The organism is Staphylococcus sp. HMSC06C11, assembly GCF_001808345.1.
GTDB classification, from domain to species: Bacteria; Bacillota; Bacilli; order Staphylococcales; family Staphylococcaceae; genus Staphylococcus; species Staphylococcus capitis.
The window spans coordinates 103,702-123,859 of record NZ_KV793032.1 but is presented as its reverse complement, the minus strand read 5'-3'; the positions used below and the strand labels follow the sequence as shown (position 1 = coordinate 123,859).

Annotated in this window: 16 protein-coding genes; 11 read left to right on the top strand and 5 right to left on the bottom strand. The window is 33.9% G+C overall.

Features of this window, described 5'->3' with window-relative positions:
• The first annotated feature begins 306 nt into the window (after positions 1 to 306).
• Positions 307 to 1,287 carry a sphingomyelin phosphodiesterase gene (sph, locus tag HMPREF3154_RS02340; RefSeq protein ID WP_030062706.1) on the top strand — a complete coding sequence of 327 codons (981 nt, stop codon included), beginning with the start codon at positions 307 to 309 and terminating at the stop codon, positions 1,285 to 1,287.
• A gap of 250 nt (positions 1,288 to 1,537) precedes the next feature.
• The gene (locus HMPREF3154_RS02335; RefSeq protein WP_030062707.1) at positions 1,538 to 2,056 is read left to right on the top strand and encodes a dihydrofolate reductase family protein; all 519 of its coding nucleotides are present in this window, start codon (positions 1,538 to 1,540) and stop codon (positions 2,054 to 2,056) included.
• Between the two features lie 264 nt (positions 2,057 to 2,320).
• Here HMPREF3154_RS02335 and HMPREF3154_RS02330 read toward each other — a convergent pair whose 3' ends face one another.
• Positions 2,321 to 2,815 (bottom strand): isoprenylcysteine carboxyl methyltransferase family protein, encoded by a 495-nt coding sequence (locus HMPREF3154_RS02330; protein WP_030062708.1) that lies wholly within the window; start codon positions 2,813 to 2,815, stop codon positions 2,321 to 2,323.
• Positions 2,816 to 3,034: 219 nt separating this feature from the next.
• Complete coding sequence (locus HMPREF3154_RS02325) at positions 3,035 to 4,012, bottom strand: tRNA dihydrouridine synthase (RefSeq protein WP_002434900.1); 978 nt, start codon at positions 4,010 to 4,012, stop codon at positions 3,035 to 3,037.
• 308 nt (positions 4,013 to 4,320) lie between these two features.
• Between HMPREF3154_RS02325 and HMPREF3154_RS02320 the strand changes: the two genes are divergently transcribed.
• The 3 genes from HMPREF3154_RS02320 to HMPREF3154_RS02310 all read left to right on the top strand — a co-directional run bounded on the left by HMPREF3154_RS02320 (position 4,321) and on the right by HMPREF3154_RS02310 (position 7,867).
• Positions 4,321 to 5,370: an ABC transporter permease gene (locus HMPREF3154_RS02320; protein WP_030062709.1), complete on the top strand. Its 1,050-nt coding sequence runs from the start codon at positions 4,321 to 4,323 to the stop codon at positions 5,368 to 5,370.
• Between the two features lie 12 nt (positions 5,371 to 5,382).
• On the top strand, positions 5,383 to 6,045 hold the full coding sequence (locus HMPREF3154_RS02315; RefSeq protein WP_049427145.1) for an ABC transporter ATP-binding protein: 663 nt from the start codon (positions 5,383 to 5,385) through the stop codon (positions 6,043 to 6,045).
• A 352-nt stretch (positions 6,046 to 6,397) separates the two neighbouring features.
• Entirely contained in the window at positions 6,398 to 7,867 is a 1,470-nt protein-coding gene (locus HMPREF3154_RS02310; protein WP_070474301.1) for a trypsin-like serine protease, read from the top strand.
• A gap of 146 nt (positions 7,868 to 8,013) precedes the next feature.
• Here the strand turns inward: HMPREF3154_RS02310 and HMPREF3154_RS02305 are convergent, their stop codons facing one another.
• Positions 8,014 to 8,934 (bottom strand): hypothetical protein, encoded by a 921-nt coding sequence (locus tag HMPREF3154_RS02305; protein ID WP_030062712.1) that lies wholly within the window; start codon positions 8,932 to 8,934, stop codon positions 8,014 to 8,016.
• 327 nt (positions 8,935 to 9,261) lie between these two features.
• On the opposite strand from HMPREF3154_RS02305, the gene HMPREF3154_RS11485 reads away from it, so the two are divergent.
• The 4 genes from HMPREF3154_RS11485 to HMPREF3154_RS02290 all read left to right on the top strand — a co-directional run bounded on the left by HMPREF3154_RS11485 (position 9,262) and on the right by HMPREF3154_RS02290 (position 12,659).
• Complete coding sequence (locus tag HMPREF3154_RS11485; RefSeq protein ID WP_002454314.1) at positions 9,262 to 9,411, top strand: hypothetical protein; 150 nt, start codon at positions 9,262 to 9,264, stop codon at positions 9,409 to 9,411.
• 190 nt (positions 9,412 to 9,601) lie between these two features.
• Positions 9,602 to 10,558, top strand: coding sequence for a phosphotransferase (locus HMPREF3154_RS02300; RefSeq protein ID WP_030061391.1), 957 nt, complete (start codon positions 9,602 to 9,604; stop codon positions 10,556 to 10,558).
• A 15-nt stretch (positions 10,559 to 10,573) separates the two neighbouring features.
• A complete protein-coding gene (locus tag HMPREF3154_RS02295) occupies positions 10,574 to 11,452 on the top strand; it encodes a T3SS effector HopA1 family protein (protein ID WP_030061393.1) in 879 nt (292 codons plus the stop codon).
• Between the two features lie 94 nt (positions 11,453 to 11,546).
• Complete coding sequence (locus tag HMPREF3154_RS02290; protein ID WP_030061395.1) at positions 11,547 to 12,659, top strand: quinone oxidoreductase family protein; 1,113 nt, start codon at positions 11,547 to 11,549, stop codon at positions 12,657 to 12,659.
• A gap of 144 nt (positions 12,660 to 12,803) precedes the next feature.
• On the opposite strand, the gene HMPREF3154_RS02285 is transcribed toward HMPREF3154_RS02290, so the two are convergent.
• Both HMPREF3154_RS02285 and HMPREF3154_RS02280 read right to left on the bottom strand, forming a co-directional pair.
• Positions 12,804 to 13,505, bottom strand: coding sequence for a response regulator transcription factor (locus tag HMPREF3154_RS02285; RefSeq protein WP_049427166.1), 702 nt, complete (start codon positions 13,503 to 13,505; stop codon positions 12,804 to 12,806).
• Between the two features lie 4 nt (positions 13,506 to 13,509).
• On the bottom strand, positions 13,510 to 16,164 hold the full coding sequence (locus HMPREF3154_RS02280; RefSeq protein ID WP_070474292.1) for a sensor histidine kinase: 2,655 nt from the start codon (positions 16,162 to 16,164) through the stop codon (positions 13,510 to 13,512).
• A 267-nt stretch (positions 16,165 to 16,431) separates the two neighbouring features.
• Here HMPREF3154_RS02280 and kdpA point away from each other — a divergent pair, with 267 nt between their 5' ends.
• Both kdpA and HMPREF3154_RS02265 read left to right on the top strand, forming a co-directional pair.
• A complete protein-coding gene (gene kdpA / locus HMPREF3154_RS02270; protein WP_070474289.1) occupies positions 16,432 to 18,114 on the top strand; it encodes a potassium-transporting ATPase subunit KdpA in 1,683 nt (560 codons plus the stop codon).
• Positions 18,115 to 18,133: 19 nt separating this feature from the next.
• Entirely contained in the window at positions 18,134 to 20,155 is a 2,022-nt protein-coding gene (locus tag HMPREF3154_RS02265) for a K(+)-transporting ATPase subunit B (protein ID WP_070474286.1), read from the top strand.
• Positions 20,156 to 20,158: the final 3 nt, after the last annotated feature.

Sequence of the window (20,158 nt, the reverse complement as noted above, 5' to 3'; positions counted from 1 at the left end):
AACTAAGAAATTAATGAATAAATTCAAGTTTAATTACTATAGATATAAGTACTAAAAAATAAAATTATATTACTATCTATACATAGTAGTGCTTTATAAGATATGTGTTTATCAAAAAGTTATCCTGTATTCAATTTTAATCACTACATTCCTATGTTATTGAAATTATACTCAACTTTACAACAGACCTTTATTTTTTTAATTATTTATTAAAATTTTATTTAATTATAGTAATTTTTAAAAATAACAAAATTTCTTTTGTTATACTCATTTCATCAAACGAAATGAGGTGTATGAATGAGGTATTTGAACTGGCCACGCAAATGTTTAATCACTACATTCCTAATTGTAAGCAGTTTATTATTAGCATTTTCCACAATTACACATGCTAATGAAAGTAAGTCTGAAGACAGTCTTAAAATTACAACACATAACGTTTATTTCTTGCCTACAGCATTGTATCCCAATTGGGGACAATCGCAGCGCGCTGATTTAATTTCAAAAGCTGATTATATACAAGGTCAAGACGTCGTTATTTTTAATGAATTATTCGATAAAAAAGCATCCAATCGTCTTTTAACAAATTTACAATCTCAATATCCTTATCAAACGCCTATTGTTGGTAAAGGTACAGACGGTTGGCAACAGACTTCAGGTACTTATAGAGAAGTAAAACCAGTGAGCGGTGGCGTTGGTATTGTAAGTAAATGGCCAATCGTCGAACAAGAACAACATATTTACAAAAAGGGGTGCGGCGCTGATAAAGCTGGCAATAAAGGTTTCGCATACATTAAAATTAATAAAAATGGTAAATACCAACATATAATTGGAACACACCTTCAAGCTGAAGATCCAATTTGTATTAAAGGAAAAGACCAAAAAATCAGACAGAGTCAAATGGATGAAATTAAACAATTTATCAAAGATAAACATATTCCTAAAAATGAACCCGTATATATCGGCGGTGATTTAAATGTCATTAAAGGTTCAGAGGAATATCAACAAATGCCTGAGAACTTGAACGTTTCATTACCTACACAATTTGATGGCAACGCCTATAGTTGGGATACACAAAGCAATGGCATTGCGAAATATAACTATCCTAAATTAGAACCACAGCATTTAGACTATATTTTACTAGATCGCGACCATGCTCAACCAAGCTCATGGCATAATAATGTACACAAAGTGAAGTCACCAGAATGGTCTGTGAAATCTTGGGGCAAGACATATAAATATAATGACTATTCAGACCATTATCCACTTTCTGCATATGCATCAAATTAGTATTGCTATGTATTTGAATATTAATACTTAAAATAGGAGCTATATGGAAATCACAATTCAAAATTGATTTCTCATATAGCTTTTTTTTAAATTACCAATTCATCAGTATGGGCCCTCTTTGAGTAACTTTACAAAGGAATTATAAACCAAACATGCTAATATGTATGAAGTAAATAATAAATGTAATTGTATGATGTGAGGACGCTCAAATTTAGACTGAGCTACTTATATATATAAGGGGGAATTTTATATGGCAAAAGAGGTATGTGCTTATCTAGCTGTTTCAGTAGATGGTTTTATAGCAGATAAAGATGAATCAGTTCAGTTTCTAGAGGAGGTTAAAGGCGAAGGAGATAATGGCTATTCTGACTTTTATAATAGCGTAGATATTGTTGTAATGGGAGGCCGTACCTTTAGATGGTTAATTGATAATGGTGTAGAAGAGAATCCATATCAAGGTAAGAAGGTAGTAGTAATCTCATCAAAAGTCACAGATATTGATTGGGATATTGAATTCTATAGTGGTGACTTAGACGAACTTTTTAATAGATTTAATGATAATGAAAAAATATGGATTGTTGGTGGAGGTAAGTTGATTTCAACTTTAATTAATTTGAAGATCATAACATCGTTAAAGTTGACCATAGCACCAACAATACTTACCCAAGGTGTTGAGTTATTCAATTCAATAGATGAGAAAGTAAAACTCCACTTACGTGAGGTTACACAATATAATCAGTTTGTCGAATTAGATTATGAAATCATTTAATCAAATAAGGTGGTAGATTATTATACCTGCTCAATTATAATAGTTATGATTTACAAAAGGGGAAGTGTGACGGTTGTCTGAAGTAAGACAAACAGTAATGTTAAATTATCTTTTTGATATCAATTGGTTACTTTTACTTCGATTAAACAACTTAGTAAAATTCTTCCTTCACATATCTACTAAACATGTTAAAAGCCTATAATTACGGATGAGTACGTTACATTTAAACGCGTTATTCATTTCCGTGATTACAAGCTTTTCATTTTACATATTCATTAATTTTTCTTCTTGTTTAATACGCACAAATAGGAAATATGCATAAGGTATTAGTAATACCGTTGTATAAGTTGCGTGAGTTAATAATAACACCCCAATTAACTCTGGAATGATATTTAAGAAGTAATTTGGGTGCTTCGTCACTTTATATAATCCTGATTTAATAATAGGATGATTTGGTAAAATGAATAATTTCAAAGTCCAAATACCACCTAAAGTTTTGATTACTATAAATAACATGATATAAGCAAAAACTAATATCATTAAACCGATGCTATTCACTAAACTAAAAGTATCTTTGTTTATAAGTGCTTCTACACCTGCACAAACGTAGATTAAAACATGAGTGATTGCTAGAAATTTTGAATTTTTAACGCCATACTCGATAGCGCCATTTGTTATTAATTGTTGTGAATGATTAATAGATATCTTTAAACTAATTAATCTGATGCAGAAAAAGATAAGTAAAATAGTTAAAATCATGGTGTCCTCCGTCTTTTTATTATATGTATAAACCTCAAATTGATAACATACAGTATTTTATAAAGGAAACGCATGAAATACTATTAACTATTTATTAATTTTAGAACAATGACATTATTTATTTTTTAGTTTAATCATTAGGAGTCAATCATTCCAAAAGCGAACATTATCAAAATATCCCCTGATAATCACATGGTTAACAGGGGGGATTAGTATATTTTAAACTTCTGTATTATTTCTTTTAGCTTCAAATTCATCAAGCAGTTCACGTGCTTCGTCTATCGTTTCTGTACTCATCAACTTATGGCGCAATTGACTCGCGCCTTTAATGCCACGAATGTAGATTTTAAAGAATCTGCGTAAAGCTTTAAATTGTTGTGTCTCCTCATTTGAATACTTTTCATACAATGATAAATGTAATCTAAACAAGTCTAATAGTTCTTCACTTGTATGTTCACGTGGCTCTTTCTCAAATGCAAAGGGATTATGGAAGATGCCGCGACCGATCATTACACCATCAACACCATATTTATTAGCAAGTTCAAGACCTTTCTGTCTATCTGGAATATCACCATTAATCGTTAATAAAGTATGTGGTGCAATCTCGTCACGCATTGTTTTAATAGCTTCAATCAATTCCCAATGTGCATCTACCTTACTCATTTCTCTACGTGTACGGAGGTGGATGGATAAGTTTGCGATGTCTTGTTCAAAGACGTGTTTGAGCCAATCTTTCCACTCATCTATTTCATAATAACCAAGGCGTGTTTTAACACTTACGGGTAGTCCACCTTCTTTAGTGGCTTGAATAATTTCAGCCGCTCTTTCAGGACGTAAAATTAGGCCAGATCCTTTACCTTTTTTAGCAACATTTGCAACAGGGCAGCCCATATTTAAATCAATCCCTTTGAAGCCCATCTCCTTTAAACCAATACTCATTTTACGGAATTGCTCAGGCTTATCTCCCCATATATGAGCGACCATAGGTTGTTCATCTTCACTAAACGTTAGACGACCACGAACACTGTGTATACCTTCGGGATGACAATAACTCTCAGTATTTGTAAATTCAGTGAAAAACACATCCGGTCTAGCAGCTTCACTCACAACATGACGAAAGACAATATCCGTCACGTCTTCCATTGGCGCCAAAATAAAAAATGGACGTGGTAATTCACTCCAAAAATTTTCTTTCATAATATATTTAAACCTTCTTAATTATTAGTATCTCGCACATTTATGCATGATGATATTACCATAAAATGTGAACATACACAAAATGAATTTTAATAGCTATCATTTTTGGAAAGGGAGTCTACGAGTAGTCTAAAAAAGAATGAAAGGATAATGATTTTTTTCTAAAATAGTTACAAACGTTATGGCGCTTAACTTTCTAGATTTAGTTGTATGATTTCTGACCATAAATTTTCAGAAGTACATTTATTATCTTCCATAGTTTAATAACTGCTATACTAGATTAATAATACAGACAAAGGAGGTATTATATGTTTCTTGCATGGAATGAAATTAAACGCAATAAGCTAAAGTTTGGCCTGATTATCGGTATTTTAGTTCTTATAAGTTATTTACTCTTCTTACTTTCAGGTTTAGCTAATGGTTTAATTAACATGAATACAGAAGGAATTAAAAAGTGGAAAGCGGATGCTATCGTTTTAAATAAAGATGCGAATCAAACCGTGCAACAATCCATTTTCGAAACATCTAAATCGAACGATAAATTTAAAGAGACCTCCTCATTAAAACAAATGGGCGTTATCGCCTCTAATGGTGATAGTGAAGAGAATGCACTACTCTTTGGGATTAAAGCAGATTCATTTTTAATGCCGAAAATAGTTAAAGGTAAAAAATTTGCTAAAGACAATGAAGTCGTTATTGATCAGACACTCAAAGATAAAGGGTTTAAAGTAGGAGATAAGATTAAATTATCTCAATCCGATGAAAAATTACGCATCGTAGGTGTCTCAGAAAGTGCAAAATATAATGCTTCACCTGTTATTTTCACTAATAATAAAACGATGCAAAAAATCAATCCAACATTAACTACAGATAAAACCAATGCAATAGTTGTGCGAGATAAACACTGGAAAGATAAAAAAGTAGACAAAGATCTTGAAGTGGTAGGTATTAATAAATTTATTGAAGATTTACCTGGATATAAACCACAAAATCTAACAATGAACTTTATGATTACATTCTTATTTATCATTTCAGCAACAGTGATTGGCGTATTCTTGTATGTTATAACATTGCAGAAGAAAAACTTATTCGGTGTTTTGAAAGCACAGGGCTTTACTAATGGCTACTTAATGAAGATGGTTTTATCACAAACATTTATCCTAGCATTGATTGGTACATTGATAGGTCTTGTACTTACTATCCTCACAGGATTTGTCCTACCAGAAGCGGTACCGGTTGAATTTAATATTGTGACGCTCATAGTGTTTGGGGTTGTTTTAATATTAACGTCCTTGATTGGCAGCTTATTCTCGGTATTATCTATTAGAAAAATTGACCCACTCAAAGCAATCGAATAAGGAGGTGCTACAATGTTGAAGTTTGATCAAGTATCGAAAGAATTTAAAGATGGTAACCAAATGATTGAAGCTGTTAAATCCACATCTTTGACCTTTGATAAAGGCGAATTAATAGCTATTGTAGGGCCTTCTGGTTCCGGGAAAAGTACATTCCTAACAATGGCTGGCGCACTACAAACGCCTACACACGGGGAAATATACATTAATGATAATAAAATTTCACAATTGAGTCAGAAACAACTTGCTAAGATGAGAATGAAAGAAATTGGTTTTATTTTACAATCTACAAATCTAGTGCCATTTCTAACTATCAGACAGCAATTTCGTTTATTGAAAAATTATAAAAAAGAAGTTTTAAGCACTGGCGAATTTGAAAAATTATTAAATGATTTAGGTTTGAAAGAAATTGAAAATAAATTACCATCTGAAGTCTCAGGGGGACAAAAGCAGCGTGTGGCAATCGCTAAAGCAATCTATACCCAACCGTCTATTATTTTAGCGGATGAACCAACAGCTTCGTTGGATACAGAAAATGCGATGGCAGTAATGAGAATTCTTAAAGAACAATCTAAACAACGTCATAAAACATGTATCATTGTGACGCACGATGAACGTTTAACAAAATTCTGTGATAAAATGTATCATATGGAAGATGGCTATTTAAAAGAAAAGTAGTAGAATAGCGAAATATAAAAATTATAATGATAACGAGTAAAAATTATCGGTTTATTACACACCTCATCATTTAGAACAAACTCTAGATGATGAGGTTTTCTGTTTTAGTTCTCTGGATCAGTGGTGATTATAAATATCATTGCTGATATAACACTATTTTATAATTATTTTCAATTCCATTTTAAACTGTAAAAAACTTTATTGATAATCAATTGTTTATATTGTGCAAAACTCACTCATGCATTATAGTTAAAATACATATAAAAAATATACTTATTTCGATAAGAAAGTGGGGACATGCACAGTGTATAGAGGGGAATTATTGGGAAAATTCATTTACACTTCAATTGTGATGCTAGTTATTTTTAGTCTCTCTGCGTTATTACATTTCAACAAGGCAGATGCTGCTACTAAAGGTAATACTGTGATCGTAAAAGAGACACCTAAACACCAAGTAGCTAAACAGTATACAAATCAAACACCTAAAACTAAAAATGGCATTCAACCAACACAAATAACTCATAAAAGTAATCAGCCTACTAGAACGACAAAATATACAAAGCCAACAAAACAAACAACAACACAGTATGTTAAACGTACGAAACCATCTTCGACTCATGTAGTAACAAACAATCTTCACAAACAAAGTACTACTAAACATGTGGGAAAGTCTTATTCAAAGCAAACGACTCAACCAAAACAACGTAAAACACTTAAACACACAATTATTCATCACAAAGTTTCACCAACTAAAGTTAAACCTCAAAAGACAACGAAAGCTATCAAACCGGGTAACAAGAAACCTCATTGGTTATCAACAGCAACTAAAACGAAAAAGACACCATCAACTTCAAAAGTTACTAAAACGACACCGAAGCGCACTTCCTCAACTGTAACAAAAAAGAAATCCACAAAACCGAGTGTCAAAACTTCAATCAAAACAACGACTAAGTCAAAAGCAAAACCAACCTCAACAGTAAAAGTAAAATCAAAATCAACATATTCGCAACCTAAAAAGAATTACTACAATAAACCACCTAAACGTTGGCCATCCAATGTACCAGGTGGGGATAACGTGCGTGATTTCGGTCAAACGACAAAAGAATCAGGTATTGATGATGCTTTAAAAATTATGAAGAAATCGGGTAATAAGGGCGTTACAATCGAGCATACTAAAGCGAAAGATGCTAATATCGCAACTGTATTTAATTGGAATCCGACAGCTAAACAATTAACTTACAGCACGGGTACAGCAATTGGCAGACATACGATTTTAACTGCGAATCATGTAGTGAATGATCAACGTGCACATAAACCACTAACACCTGCACAACCTGAGAACATGAGAATCAACTTATTACAAGAAGGTTCCAAAGTAGTTCGTTCGCTCCAAGTATTTGGCGTTCAAATGTTGCAATACGGAGATGTCGCATTGGTTTATACATATGAAGACATTTCTAAATATATGAAAATACGTAAGATTGCATCAGAAAGTACCATTAAATCAATGAAAGCTAATACGCCAATTCATATGTATCACTATGGTACGCCATATGGAAAATATAAAAATGATCCAGCTGGTACGATGTATCATTCTAAATGTAAATATTCTATGACTGCACGAAATGTAAATCCTATCGGCTACTATCAAATGATGGCTGAACCCGGTTCATCTGGTGGAGCTGTTTTAAATAGTAAAAATGAAATTATCGGCGTACACGCGTTTAGAGTGGATGCTGGAGATTATAAGAAATATCATTTAAACACAATGGCAGAAATTAGAGGTAAATTACGTAAGGAAATTATAGATAATATCGTGTAATATTAAGAGGTTAGGGAAATTTTTCACAACTCACACTAATCAATAAGTCTTTAGTAGATAATTAATCACTTAAAACAAACTAGATAAATATAAAGAGCGTTCTCAGAAATTTTTTGAGAACGCTCTATTATTTATAAAAATGTATTTTAGTCTCTACTTACTGATTGAGGTTTTTCAACACTATTTTGTTGGTCGTTATTTTGGTTGTTATCAGCATCTTGAGAAGCGTTGTCAGTTTGTTGTTGCTCCGCTTGTGTATCATTATCCTGATTTTCTTCTACCGATTGATTTTGTTCTTGTTCACTATTTTGAGCAGCTTCGGTTTCTGATGTGCCTTCCTTACTTTGACTACTATCATCATTATTCGATTCTTGTTGTGATTGATCTTCGTTATTTTGTTTCTGTTGGTTATTTTCATTTTGCGATTGTTGCGCATTTTGATCATTGTAATTTGGATGGCTTAAATCTTTACCGAATAATTTTCTATTTTGACTATTCGGCCCTTTATATAACGAACTTTCATTAGCATGTTGAACATGTCTTTCTTTCTCTGCTTTAGTTCTTCTATCTATATAACCATTAACATGACCTGTCTGCTTATTAACAGTAGTAGCCGCACTCATTGGAAAGCCTGTGGCATCACGTGCTGTAAAGGTAATGTAGTATTCTTTACTATTAGATTGGTTTGAATCAACTTTGTAATCATCATTTGTGGCTGAATTTTTAAAGTGCTCTTTAGCATTTTGAATCGCTTCATCTTCTGAAATCGTCCCATTATTTGATTGGTTTTCAGAATTTGTCTCGTTATTGTTTCCTTCATTGCCTGGATTTGAAGCATCATTATTTTCGGAACCATTTGCTTGTCTTTGATTAGCTTGATTTGTTTGGTTATCTACCTTGGTATCTTTATTACTCTGCTTGTCTTTAGACTGATTTGAACTATGTTCACTACTTTCTTCATTATTCTTTTTACCTTCACCTTGATTATCGTCTGTACCGATATTGAGTGAACATGCCCCTAGTAAGAACGTACTTAATAATACAGTCCCTAATAATTGCTTTTTCATAATCATCCCTCCATTTATACATCGTACAATATTTTTAAATTATTGTTAATATTACGCTGTTTTATATATTTATTATCTTTTTTATATTTTGAATGATTTGAGGTCCTTCTAACGTAGCAGTCTTGAATTTTTGAAAATTGTTTCACGATAAACTTACTTAATTTTTATTAAACATTAATATTATCTTTATACTAGTGACAATTTTATTATTTTATTTATTAAGATATTAATAATTTTAATGTAAATTTACATATAAAAATTGAATTTACTCTTTTTCGGAATTATAATGAAAGCGGTTGCTACCCTATAACATCAGGAGGAATCGATATGGAAAATATTTTAATCAACGGATATAGTCACTATACATCATCAAATAATATTCAACGAAGTGCAATTGAAGAAAGAGATTTAGGTGATGGTCGTACATCATCAATTTCTGCATCCGTTTCTTATACAGTTACTTGGAGTGCAGCTTAACGCAGTTAATCATCAATAATGTTAAATTAAATGACTAAGATTATAGGGTAGTAACTTTTTAATATAAATAAAGAAATGGCTATGTGAGATATTAATATCTAATTCATAACGCCAAACATTACATAAATCATACCTTACACATTTTAAAAATAAAAAATGTAATTTACATGAAAGGAGCTTAGAACATTTAATGCAAAAAGTTAAAGAAGGTCGTAATATCATCAGTCTTGAAGAAGATGGAACAACTCAATATTTACATAAAGTAATTAAAGGACCTAAAGTTGACGCGCTCAGAAGATACAATAATTGCTTGAAATGGGAAGACATACGCACAGATACTATTCGATTGAAGTCTCCAAAGTTGATTGACCATGATGAAGACAGTTTATCGCTTAAATATCAATGGATTGAACATGCTACATCGTTAGAAGAAGAATTAGAACAACCATCCCCAAATTTTAAACACAAAATCGCAAAAGCTGCAGATATGTTAGTGACATTACATTTATCTGATATCAATGATGTGGATATAGATTCAGAAGACCAGTTACCGCAGCGTGAATCGTTGTTATATGCATTAAATAAATATGAATATGCCGGCTGTACGGGCGCAGAACTAGAGTTGTTTAGTTTATTGCAACAAGACTCAGAACTCGTAGAAACGATAATGCAGCAATCTCATGATAATGACGTCTGTATTTGTCATGGTGATATTCGTTTGGATCAGTTTATATTTACAGATGATGATATTTGGATTATAGATTTTGAAGAATTACGTAAAGGGGATCCAAGTAGAGATTTAGCGGGACTAATTGGTTCTATTTATTTTGATTGCTTATTAAAAACTTTTACCGAAACGACTCAAGAAACTTCAGATGCTAAGGAGATAGAAGATCAGTTTATGGAACGAGGTCTTAATTACATTGAACAAATGAGACCTTTAATTCAATTAGCTTATCAAACATATGTATCTAAGAAAATGATTAATAACATACATCTTGCTCGAAATATTGGATGGTTTCTCGTGGAAAGAATCATGAGCAGAGCTAAATTTTCATTTCGTTTAACTGCCATAGATAGAGCGATTCTTGGGATAGGTAGAGAAGTAATAGTGTTTCCAAAAAATCTAATAGAACTATTTGAATAAATTGGAGGACGTACTATGACAGAAAAAGTGAATACGTTAGAAGATTTAGCACAAAAAATAGAATTAGAAACGGATTTAAACAAAGTTAAAATAGATAATGAAACATATGATGACGTCCTTGAAAATCAAAAAAGTAAGTTAAAACAGTGGTTATATTCGATGTTACATACTGGAAATTTGAACAATCAAGTCAAACAATCATCAAAAACATTTAATGATTTAAACGAACAAATTGCCAGTAGCATTAAAGATCCTGGGATTCGAGTAGAGACGAGTACACAAAACTTTAACGGTCAAATCTACCATGTTATTCAAGGGATTCGAATCAAAGAAGAAGTAAATGAAGATAATAGTATTGTTGTGCCTTGTTCTAGACCTAATTTGACGCCTGGATTTTTCATGTTCGTACATACAAATAATGGTTTACATATTAATAAGGTTACACGTCATTATATTTATGCAGACACGCCTCAATATGCTATAGAGTTATGGAGTAAATGTGTAAATGAGTTAGTTGAAAAGAACGTGAGTTTTTCTGCTAAAATTTTATCCTCCTCTGATAGTTATCCAAGAAATGACGCACTCGTGTTTTACAGTAGTGAAGATAAAGACAAAGTTGAAAAAGTATTAATTGAACATGTTAAAAAGGCTCCTATAAAGATTAAAAAAGCCTCTCAACTAGCGAGTCAATTAACATACAACCTCTTTACAGCTGAAGAGCCTATTCAAACTAATGGTATTCAACAGAGCTTTGGTGAACATCGTTGTAGTGCTATAGCCGACGCCATTCAAGACTACTTTATTACAGGTGCTTCCTTCAAATTATTACTAAAGCAAAGATTCATTGCGAATCAGATAGATATTAATGATTTGTCTAAAAATAAAGTGAAGTGAACAGAGATTTATGGTGTGTGCGCTACATTATGAAAATGCTCTATCCAAAAGTTTTAAAAGTGTGTGACTTATACTGATAGGAGTGACTCAGCTTATGAAAGTTTTAGCTTTAATTAATACAAATTTAGTATTAGAAGAAGATGTAACGATGTTACCTGATGTAAGTATTGCAGGAACACCCATTCATTGTGGTTTGATTGAATTAGAACGACCAAGTTTTAACGAAGATGCATCAGAGAACGAACATTTCGTGTTAGTAAAAGTTGATGCGTTTTCTTGCAATTATAGAGATAAAGCCATTATTCTAAAAGCCGCTTTAAAAATGCAAGAAGATGTAAATTCTCAAGCTCCACCATTCGATTATTTTGGTTCTGACTTTGTAGGGAGAATTGTAGCTAAAGGATATTCAGTTGATGAATTTGAAATTGGACAACGTGTGATACCCAACTGTGCGTATCCCGACCCTCCTTTTCCAGGGGTGGCACCTGGAGCAGTCACAAACGAAGCTTCAAAAGGATGGCTCAGATTGCATAAATCAAAGCTTATCAAAATACCAGAACATATGAATAACGCAGTTGCAGCAGGCTTCTCAATAGGTAGCCAAACTTCAACAAGCATGGTAAGGCGTGTAAATCTTAAGCAGAATGAACGTGCACTAGTACTGAGCGGTCGCTCTAATACGTCTATGTTTATTATTAATAACTTAATCAGTAAAGGAATCGATACGACAATATTAACTACATCGGAATGGACGCCTGAAGAACAAGCACTCATTCGGCCAGCTAAATTACATAAAGTAGATAGGAACATGCAGAAGTGGGAAGAAGACTTAGGTGAATTTGACGTCGTATTTGATCCTTATTTTGATTTGCATTTAGAAAAAGCAGTGAATCAAATGAAAGTAGGCGGACGCTATATTACATGCGGTTATAAAAACCAACATCCCGCCTTTTCTGAAAATGAAGATGAAAAAACACCTAACCATCTGAAAAATATTATGTTAAAAGTTATGCTCAATAATCTATCATTAATAGGTAATTGTATCGGAACTTGGGGAGACTTAGAAAAAGGTATTTCAGATTATAATGAAAATGAGTTTATTGTTCCAATCGATAGAAGCTACTCTATAGAGGAAGGTAGTGCATTTGTTGACCGTACCTATAACACACGAGGACGTCTAGGCAAAGCAATCATGTTATATGATTAAAAGTTAAAAAGATGTTAGAAGGTTATTCATACTACTACTTAATTAAAACTTCATAAATATAAAAGCTATATATAAAACGCCACAATCCTCTTCAACAAAGAATGTGGCGTTTACATTATTATTAATATATACAAAGCTTTAATATCACTCCAAATGTTGCATTTGATAACCAATTCTTGGATGGGTGATAATGAGTTTTTTCATACTACTTTCATACGTTGTATCACTGTTATTAAGCTTCTTCCGCAGTGAGGCCATATGTACTCGTAATGATGACATGTCACACTTATTGACGTATCCAAATAGTGCTTTTAATAAAACCTGATATGTTAATACCTTACCAACGTGCTGACTTAAAATTTCTAATAATTGGAATTCATAAGGTGTTAGGTGAATAGCCTGTCCCATCATATAAACAGAATTACCGCTGAAATCAATGATTAACGGGCCGTTCTCAAAGTTATTTTGCATCGTGTCAGGCCGTTTCGAAACGCGAAGTGCAACCCTGATACGTGCTTGTAATTCATCAATATTAAAGGGTTTAGTCATATAATCATTCGCCCCGTAGTCTAACGCTTTTACAATAGTTTCCTCTTCTGTTCGCGCACTGATAACGATAATAGGGGTGTCCACACATTCTCTTAATCGTTTAATTAAAGAAAGCCCATCAATATCTGGCAAACCTAGATCAAGTAATATAATATCTGGATGTTCTGTTCTAATGCGGAAGTCCGCTTCTCTACCTGTTTTCGCTTTAATAACTTTATAGTAACTCATAGTTAATGCTACATCGATTAAATGTAAAATTGCTTCATCATCTTCAACAACTAAAAGTGTAGATTTCATCATCTCACCCTTCCATTTTTATTTGTTCTTTATCTAAATAAAAATAAAATATACTGCCACTTGGTTCATTGGATTGATATTCTAATTTACTGTGATGCTGTTTTAATATAAGTTGGACTAAATACAAACCGAGTCCTAGGCTATCCTTTTTATTATCTTTAAAGTAATCCCCCGAATAATATGGATTGAAAATTAAATCTCGCTCTTCTTTAGGTATACCTTTACCATTATCAATGATTTCAAATAATATCTTTGAGTCTTGTTCATGCACGCGTAAGGTGATAACAGAATGCGATTCAGAGTGCTTTAATGCATTTTCTACCAAATTAAATAAAACTTGTAGCATTAATTTGCTGTCGATATATACCAGTGCGAATGTTCCATTATCTTCAATAGTGACTTTATGATTTTGATGACGACGCACGAGTCCATCTTCAAATTCTTCGAGTAGCTCCTCTACAAGGTATGAGGTGCGCTTAATTTGAATATCTGAACGCTCTAATTTCGTTAGAGAAAGTATATTTGTGACTAACGTATATAAATATTGTGCCTCTTCGTATGAAGCGGTTAACAGTTGCGCGCGTTCATTTTTATCCAAGCCATCATTATGATATTTCACTACATCTAAATTACCGATAATAGATGTTAATGGCGTTCTAATATCATGTGAAATAGATTGTAAGAAATTTGATCTTGTAGCTTCTCTTTCAGCTATTACCATCGACTGTCTCGTTTGCTTGAGTAGGGCGACATTTTCAACGGCAAGGGTCAAATCGTTTAACATTGAATCTAAGATAGAATTGTCGTATGTATCGATGTAATCCTCATCTCTAAACTGAATCGAAATAATACCCTTAACTGGTCTTGTACCAATTGGAATACATAGAAATTTACTACCTGGGAAGGTGTTGGTTAGTCTACCCGCACGTCTTTCATTCTCTATTACCCAACTTAACGTTTCAGCATCCTCAGTCCCATGGTTATGCGCACTCGAGCTAACTCCAAACGACGCGGACTGCATCACTTTCTTAGCTTCGATTTGAAATACAGTAACATCCTGCTTTAATAATTGGTGAATTTGATCACCAGCCACACTCAACAACTTCATAGTCGCATATGATTCCTTAATCGACTGATTAAATTGCAACATAATATCTGTACGATATAACTGACGTTCGGTGAGGGAGTGTTGATATTTTAAATTTTTCAATATGCCACTCGTGAAAATGCTAGCAAATATGCTCGTCACAAAAGTGATGGGATATTCAAAGCGATACATTTCTAGCGTAAACCTCGGCACAGTAAAGAAATAGTTAAAGACGAAGACATTTAATATCGATGCGAAGAAACCAATTAAATATGACTGTGTCCAAATGGAAAGTACGATAATGCCAATAAAAAACATTAAAAGAATAATAGCACTAGACTCATTCTTATCCATCTTATAAATCCACATTCCTAATAGTACGCATACAATTTGGATGGTTAACATTTTAACGATATCGATTGATAACGTGAGTTGGTATGGTTTTTTATCTTTTTTACGGCTACTCCGATCACGATTTTGCTTATCCGAATAAATCTGATGTATCGGGACAATCTCTAATTTAAAGTGATGCGTAGTATGATTAATCTGTTCAATTAATGACTTCTTAAAGTACTCTTTCCAAGGTGGTTGTTCAGACTGACCGAGCACCAATTTAGTCACAAATGATTTATCGCACGAATCAATCAATGTCTTCGCAATATCTTGTGCATATAACACCTTAATCTCAGCACCTAGTGATTTGGCAAGCATCAGATTTTTATGAACATAATGATCTTGCGCACGACTTTCAGAACGTGTTTCAAAGGTGTCGATATAAATAGCAGTAAACTTTGCATGCTCTTTATAAGCTGCGCGTCTTGCTTCACGAATCACACGTTCATTATAAATACTTCCACTTACAGCTACTGCAATATGAGGCGTAACATCAGTATGCTTCGTTTTATACTGTTGCTCTTTTTGACTCATAATATCCGCAACAGTTCTTAGCGTAAGTTCACGTAACTCTGTCAGGTTCTCATATGTGAAAAAATTGGAAAAAGCAGTATCCAAGCGTTCCCTTTTGTATACCTTTCCAGCCTTAAGGCGTTGAATCAACATATTTGGCGAAATATCAACGACTTCATAAGCATCAGCAGACATTATAAATTGATCTGGAACACGTTCTGATACTTGGATACCTGTCATCAGTGCTATTTGTCCACTCAAACTTTCAATATGTTGAATATTAAGTGTCGTCCAAACATCAATGCCATGAGAAAGAATTTCTTCAATATCCATGTAACGCTTTAAATGTCGTGTTTTTGAGATATTCGTATGGGCCAACTCGTCGATAAGCACAACATCTGGATGCGCCTCAACAATTTGATTCACATCGATAAAGTGAAAGAGATGACTCCCAAATTTTCGGCTAGAGGTCTTAATTTCTGGTAGTTGTTTAGCAAGCGCACTTGTCTCAGGACGTTGATGTGGCTCTATATAGCCAATTTTAATATCGACACCTTCTTTATAAAGGTCGATACCGTTCGATAGCATTTCATATGTCTTTCCAACACCAGGGCTATAACCTAAATAAATGGTGAGTTTACCTCTGTGTCTATGTGAACTTTCCATATGCCACCACCTCTTAATTACATATTAATTAAGATTAATCTATTTATCCATTTTTATTTTTATTTAATTTCTTATCTTTATATTTCCTTTATAACTTTGTTCAAATATTAATACTTTAATTACAGTGCTCTTGCTAAGATGTCCATGAAAGTGAGGAGGAAGCACAATGATTACATTTTTAGCCTTCATGATCATCGGAATAATTTTATTTCTATTTTATGCATTACTTTGGAGTGAAAAATTCTAGTAGCGAAAGAAGGAAATATCATGAGTATGATTCTATTTTTAATCACATTTATCGTGCTCTCATACATAATGAGTCGATACTTATATACAGTGGCTTTAATTGTACCGTCTAAGATGGATGTCTTATTTTCACCTATAGAAAAGGGACTCTACAAATTGATTGGTACGTCACTAGAGCACATGTCAGGTAAAACATATTTAAAGCACTTTTTATGTTTTAACAGTTTAACTGGCGCATTAGCATTTATCTTACTACTGACACAACAATGGCTATGGTTAAATCCCAATCACAATTTAAGTCAATCAGTGTCTCTCGCATTTAATACGGCAGCCTCGTTTTTAACGAATACAAATTTACAACATTATGCGGGCGAAACGGGATTAACGTATTTCACGCAAATGGGTGTCATTACGTGTCTGATGTTCACTTCAGCCGCTTCAGGTTACTCAGTATGCATCGCAATGTTGCGTAGACTAACGGGTATGACAGACGTCATAGGTAACTTCTATCAAGACGTCGTGCGATTTATCATACGTGTCTTAATTCCATTCGCATTCGTGTTAAGCATATTTCTTATTAGTCAAGGTACACCTCAAACGTTACATGGCAATCTAGTTGTTGAAACCATGTCAGGTGTGAAACAAACCATTGCATATGGACCTATGGCTTCATTAGAGTCAATTAAACATCTTGGAACGAATGGTGGAGGGTTCCTAGGTGCCAACTCATCCACGCCATTTGAGAACCCAACCTATTGGTCTAATTTCGCAGAGGCATTAAGTATGATGTTAATTCCTGGATCGCTTGTTTTTTTATTTGGCAGAATGCTGAACGCTAAACAGCACATCCATCCCCATGCGGTAATGGTCTTTATTGCAATGTTTACGATGTTTGTCTTGCTTTTACTTATTTGTCTACATTATGAAACTGCAGGAAGTCCGATTTTACACCACTTAGGAATCGATGGAGGCAATATGGAGGGCAAAGAAACACGTTTCGGTATTGCTCAATCAGCTTTATTTACAACTATTACGACAGCTTTTACGACTGGTACTGTTAACAACATGCATGACAGTCTCACACCTATGGGTGGCATGGCTCCAATGATTCTTATGATGTTAAATGCCGTTTTTGGTGGTGAAGGTGTCGGTCTGATGAATATGTTGATCTATGTCATGTTAACTGTCTTTATTTGCAGTTTAATGATTGGAAAGACGCCTAGTTATTTAGGTATGAAAATCGAATCCAAAGAGATGAAATGGATAGCACTCACATTTTTAGTCCATCCATTATTGATATTAATATTTTCAGCATTGGCATTTATCATTCCTGGCGCGAAAGATGCGATAACAAACCCACAATTCCATGGCGTTTCTCAAGTCATTTATGAATTTACATCTTCATCTGCTAATAATGGTTCAGGTTTTGAAGGTTTAAAAGACAACACTGTATTTTGGAATATTTCGACAGCAATTGTGATGCTCGTCGCACGTTATATCCCCATCGTCTTACAACTGTTGATTGTGTCTAGCTTGGTCAACAAGAAAACATATCAACATACCGATGACTCACAAGATGTACCGATTAATAACCTGTTCTTTAGCACCGTGTTGATTATCTTCATCATTTTACTCAGTGGTTTGACCTTCCTACCAGATTTAATGCTTGGACCAATAGGAGAACAACTACTGTTGCATTCGTGATGAAAGGAGATGATAGAAAATGATGAAAACATCAAAAATATTTGAATCAAGTTTGGTTAGACAAGCACTGAAGGAAAGTGTTGTTAAATTAAACCCTAAATATATGGTGAAGAACCCTATCATGATTGTTGTAGAAGTGGGCATGCTACTATCATTTTTATTAATTTTTGTACCTCATTTATTTATACAAGAACATGTATCGCTTATGTATGTGTTAAGTATCTTCATCATCTTATTGCTGACACTTATTTTTGCTAACTTTTCAGAAGCGCTAGCAGAAGGGCGAGGGAAAGCGCAAGCGAATGCCTTACGCCAGACACAAATAGAAATGACGGCGCGATTAATTAAAGAAGACGGCAGCTACGAAGTGATAAATGCTAGCAATTTGAAAAAAGGAGACATCGTTCGTGTAGAAACTGGAGAACAAATACCTAATGATGGCCAAGTTATTAAAGGTTTAGCAACTGTCGACGAATCTGCGATTACCGGTGAATCAGCGCCAGTGATTAAAGAGAGTGGCGGAGATTTCAATAATGTTATTGGAGGCACCTCTGTCACTTCTGACTGGTTAGAAATAGAAATCACTTCGGAACCAGGTCAATCATTCTTAGATAAAATGATTCATTTAGTTGAAGGGGCGACAAGAAAGAAAACACCGAATGAAATTGCATTGTTCACGCTCTTAATGACGCTAACTATTATCTTTCTCGTCGTAATTATGACGATGTACCCCTTAGCACAATTTCTTCATTTCAATTTATCAATTGTGATGTTGATTGCCTTAACAGTCTGCTTAATTCCAACAACAATTGGAGGGTTGTTATCTGCTATTGGTATCGCTGGAATAGATCGTGTGACTCAGTTTAATATTTTAGCGAAAAGTGGCCGTTCCGTAGAGACATGTGGTGATGTAAATGTGTTGATTCTAGATAAAACTGGAACGATTACTTATGGTAATCGTATGGCAGATGCATTTATTCCTGTGGCATCAACGAGTTATGAAAGATTAGTGCGAGCAGCATATGAAAGTTCCGTAGAAGATGATACACCTGAAGGAAGTAGTATTGTTAAACTTGCACAAAGCCAAGGCATCACATTACCTCAAGAAAGAGGCGAATATTTCCCATTTACTGCGGAGACTCGTATGAGTGGTGCGAAGTTTGAAGATCATGAAGTGTATAAAGGTGCACCTAATAGCATGATTAAGCGTGTTAAAGAAGCGGGTGGATCTATTCCTAATGATTTAGATGAACGCGTCACTGAAGTCTCTAAAAAAGGCGGCACGCCACTCATTGTTATTGAAAATAATGAAATTTTAGGTGTCATCTACTTAAAAGACGTAATTAAAGACGGTCTTGTTGAACGATTTCAAGAATTACGCGAGATGGGTATCGAAACCGTCATGTGTACAGGTGATAATGCACTTACTGCAGCAACGATTGCGAAAGAAGCGGGTGTAGATCGTTTTATCGCAGAATGTAAACCAGAAGATAAAATTAATGTTATTAGAGAAGAACAAGCTAAAGGTCATATTGTGGCGATGACAGGTGATGGTACAAATGATGCACCTGCTCTAGCAGAAGCTAATGTTGGTTTAGCTATGAACTCTGGTACAACAAGTGCGAAAGAAGCGGCAAATTTAATTGATTTAGATTCTAATCCTACAAAGTTAATGGAAGTCGTATTAATTGGTAAGCAATTATTGATGACACGCGGATCTTTAACAACGTTTAGTATTGCGAATGACATCGCGAAATATTTCGCAATTCTACCAGCTATGTTTATGTCTGCAATGCCAGCAATGAATCGCTTAAATATTATGCATTTACATTCACCTGAATCAGCAGTGTTATCGGCACTCATTTTCAATGCATTAATTATTGTGTTACTCATACCAATTGCGATGAAAGGCGTGCAATTTAAAGGCGTTTCAATGCAAACGATATTAATGAAAAATATGTTGGTCTATGGATTAGGCGGTATGATTGTGCCATTTATAGGTATTAAATTCATCGATGTAATTATTCAATACGTTGTCTAAAGG

What these genes read in the sequence shown, in the direction of transcription:
- HMPREF3154_RS02265 (WP_070474286.1), top strand. Translation starts at nt 18,134, where the DNA reads ATGATGAAAACATCAAAAATATTTGAATCAAGTTTGGTTAGACAAGCA.
- HMPREF3154_RS02305 (WP_030062712.1), bottom strand. Translation starts at nt 8,934, where the DNA reads ATGAAAAAGCAATTATTAGGGACTGTATTATTAAGTACGTTCTTACTA.
- HMPREF3154_RS02285 (WP_049427166.1), bottom strand. Translation starts at nt 13,505, where the DNA reads ATGAAATCTACACTTTTAGTTGTTGAAGATGATGAAGCAATTTTACAT.
- HMPREF3154_RS02315 (WP_049427145.1), top strand. Translation starts at nt 5,383, where the DNA reads ATGTTGAAGTTTGATCAAGTATCGAAAGAATTTAAAGATGGTAACCAA.
- HMPREF3154_RS02280 (WP_070474292.1), bottom strand. Translation starts at nt 16,164, where the DNA reads ATGGAAAGTTCACATAGACACAGAGGTAAACTCACCATTTATTTAGGT.
- HMPREF3154_RS02320 (WP_030062709.1), top strand. Translation starts at nt 4,321, where the DNA reads ATGTTTCTTGCATGGAATGAAATTAAACGCAATAAGCTAAAGTTTGGC.
- HMPREF3154_RS11485 (WP_002454314.1), top strand. Translation starts at nt 9,262, where the DNA reads ATGGAAAATATTTTAATCAACGGATATAGTCACTATACATCATCAAAT.
- HMPREF3154_RS02300 (WP_030061391.1), top strand. Translation starts at nt 9,602, where the DNA reads ATGCAAAAAGTTAAAGAAGGTCGTAATATCATCAGTCTTGAAGAAGAT.
- kdpA (WP_070474289.1), top strand. Translation starts at nt 16,432, where the DNA reads ATGAGTATGATTCTATTTTTAATCACATTTATCGTGCTCTCATACATA.
- HMPREF3154_RS02330 (WP_030062708.1), bottom strand. Translation starts at nt 2,815, where the DNA reads ATGATTTTAACTATTTTACTTATCTTTTTCTGCATCAGATTAATTAGT.
- HMPREF3154_RS02290 (WP_030061395.1), top strand. Translation starts at nt 11,547, where the DNA reads ATGAAAGTTTTAGCTTTAATTAATACAAATTTAGTATTAGAAGAAGAT.
- HMPREF3154_RS02335 (WP_030062707.1), top strand. Translation starts at nt 1,538, where the DNA reads ATGGCAAAAGAGGTATGTGCTTATCTAGCTGTTTCAGTAGATGGTTTT.
- HMPREF3154_RS02310 (WP_070474301.1), top strand. Translation starts at nt 6,398, where the DNA reads ATGCTAGTTATTTTTAGTCTCTCTGCGTTATTACATTTCAACAAGGCA.
- HMPREF3154_RS02295 (WP_030061393.1), top strand. Translation starts at nt 10,574, where the DNA reads ATGACAGAAAAAGTGAATACGTTAGAAGATTTAGCACAAAAAATAGAA.
- HMPREF3154_RS02325 (WP_002434900.1), bottom strand. Translation starts at nt 4,012, where the DNA reads ATGAAAGAAAATTTTTGGAGTGAATTACCACGTCCATTTTTTATTTTG.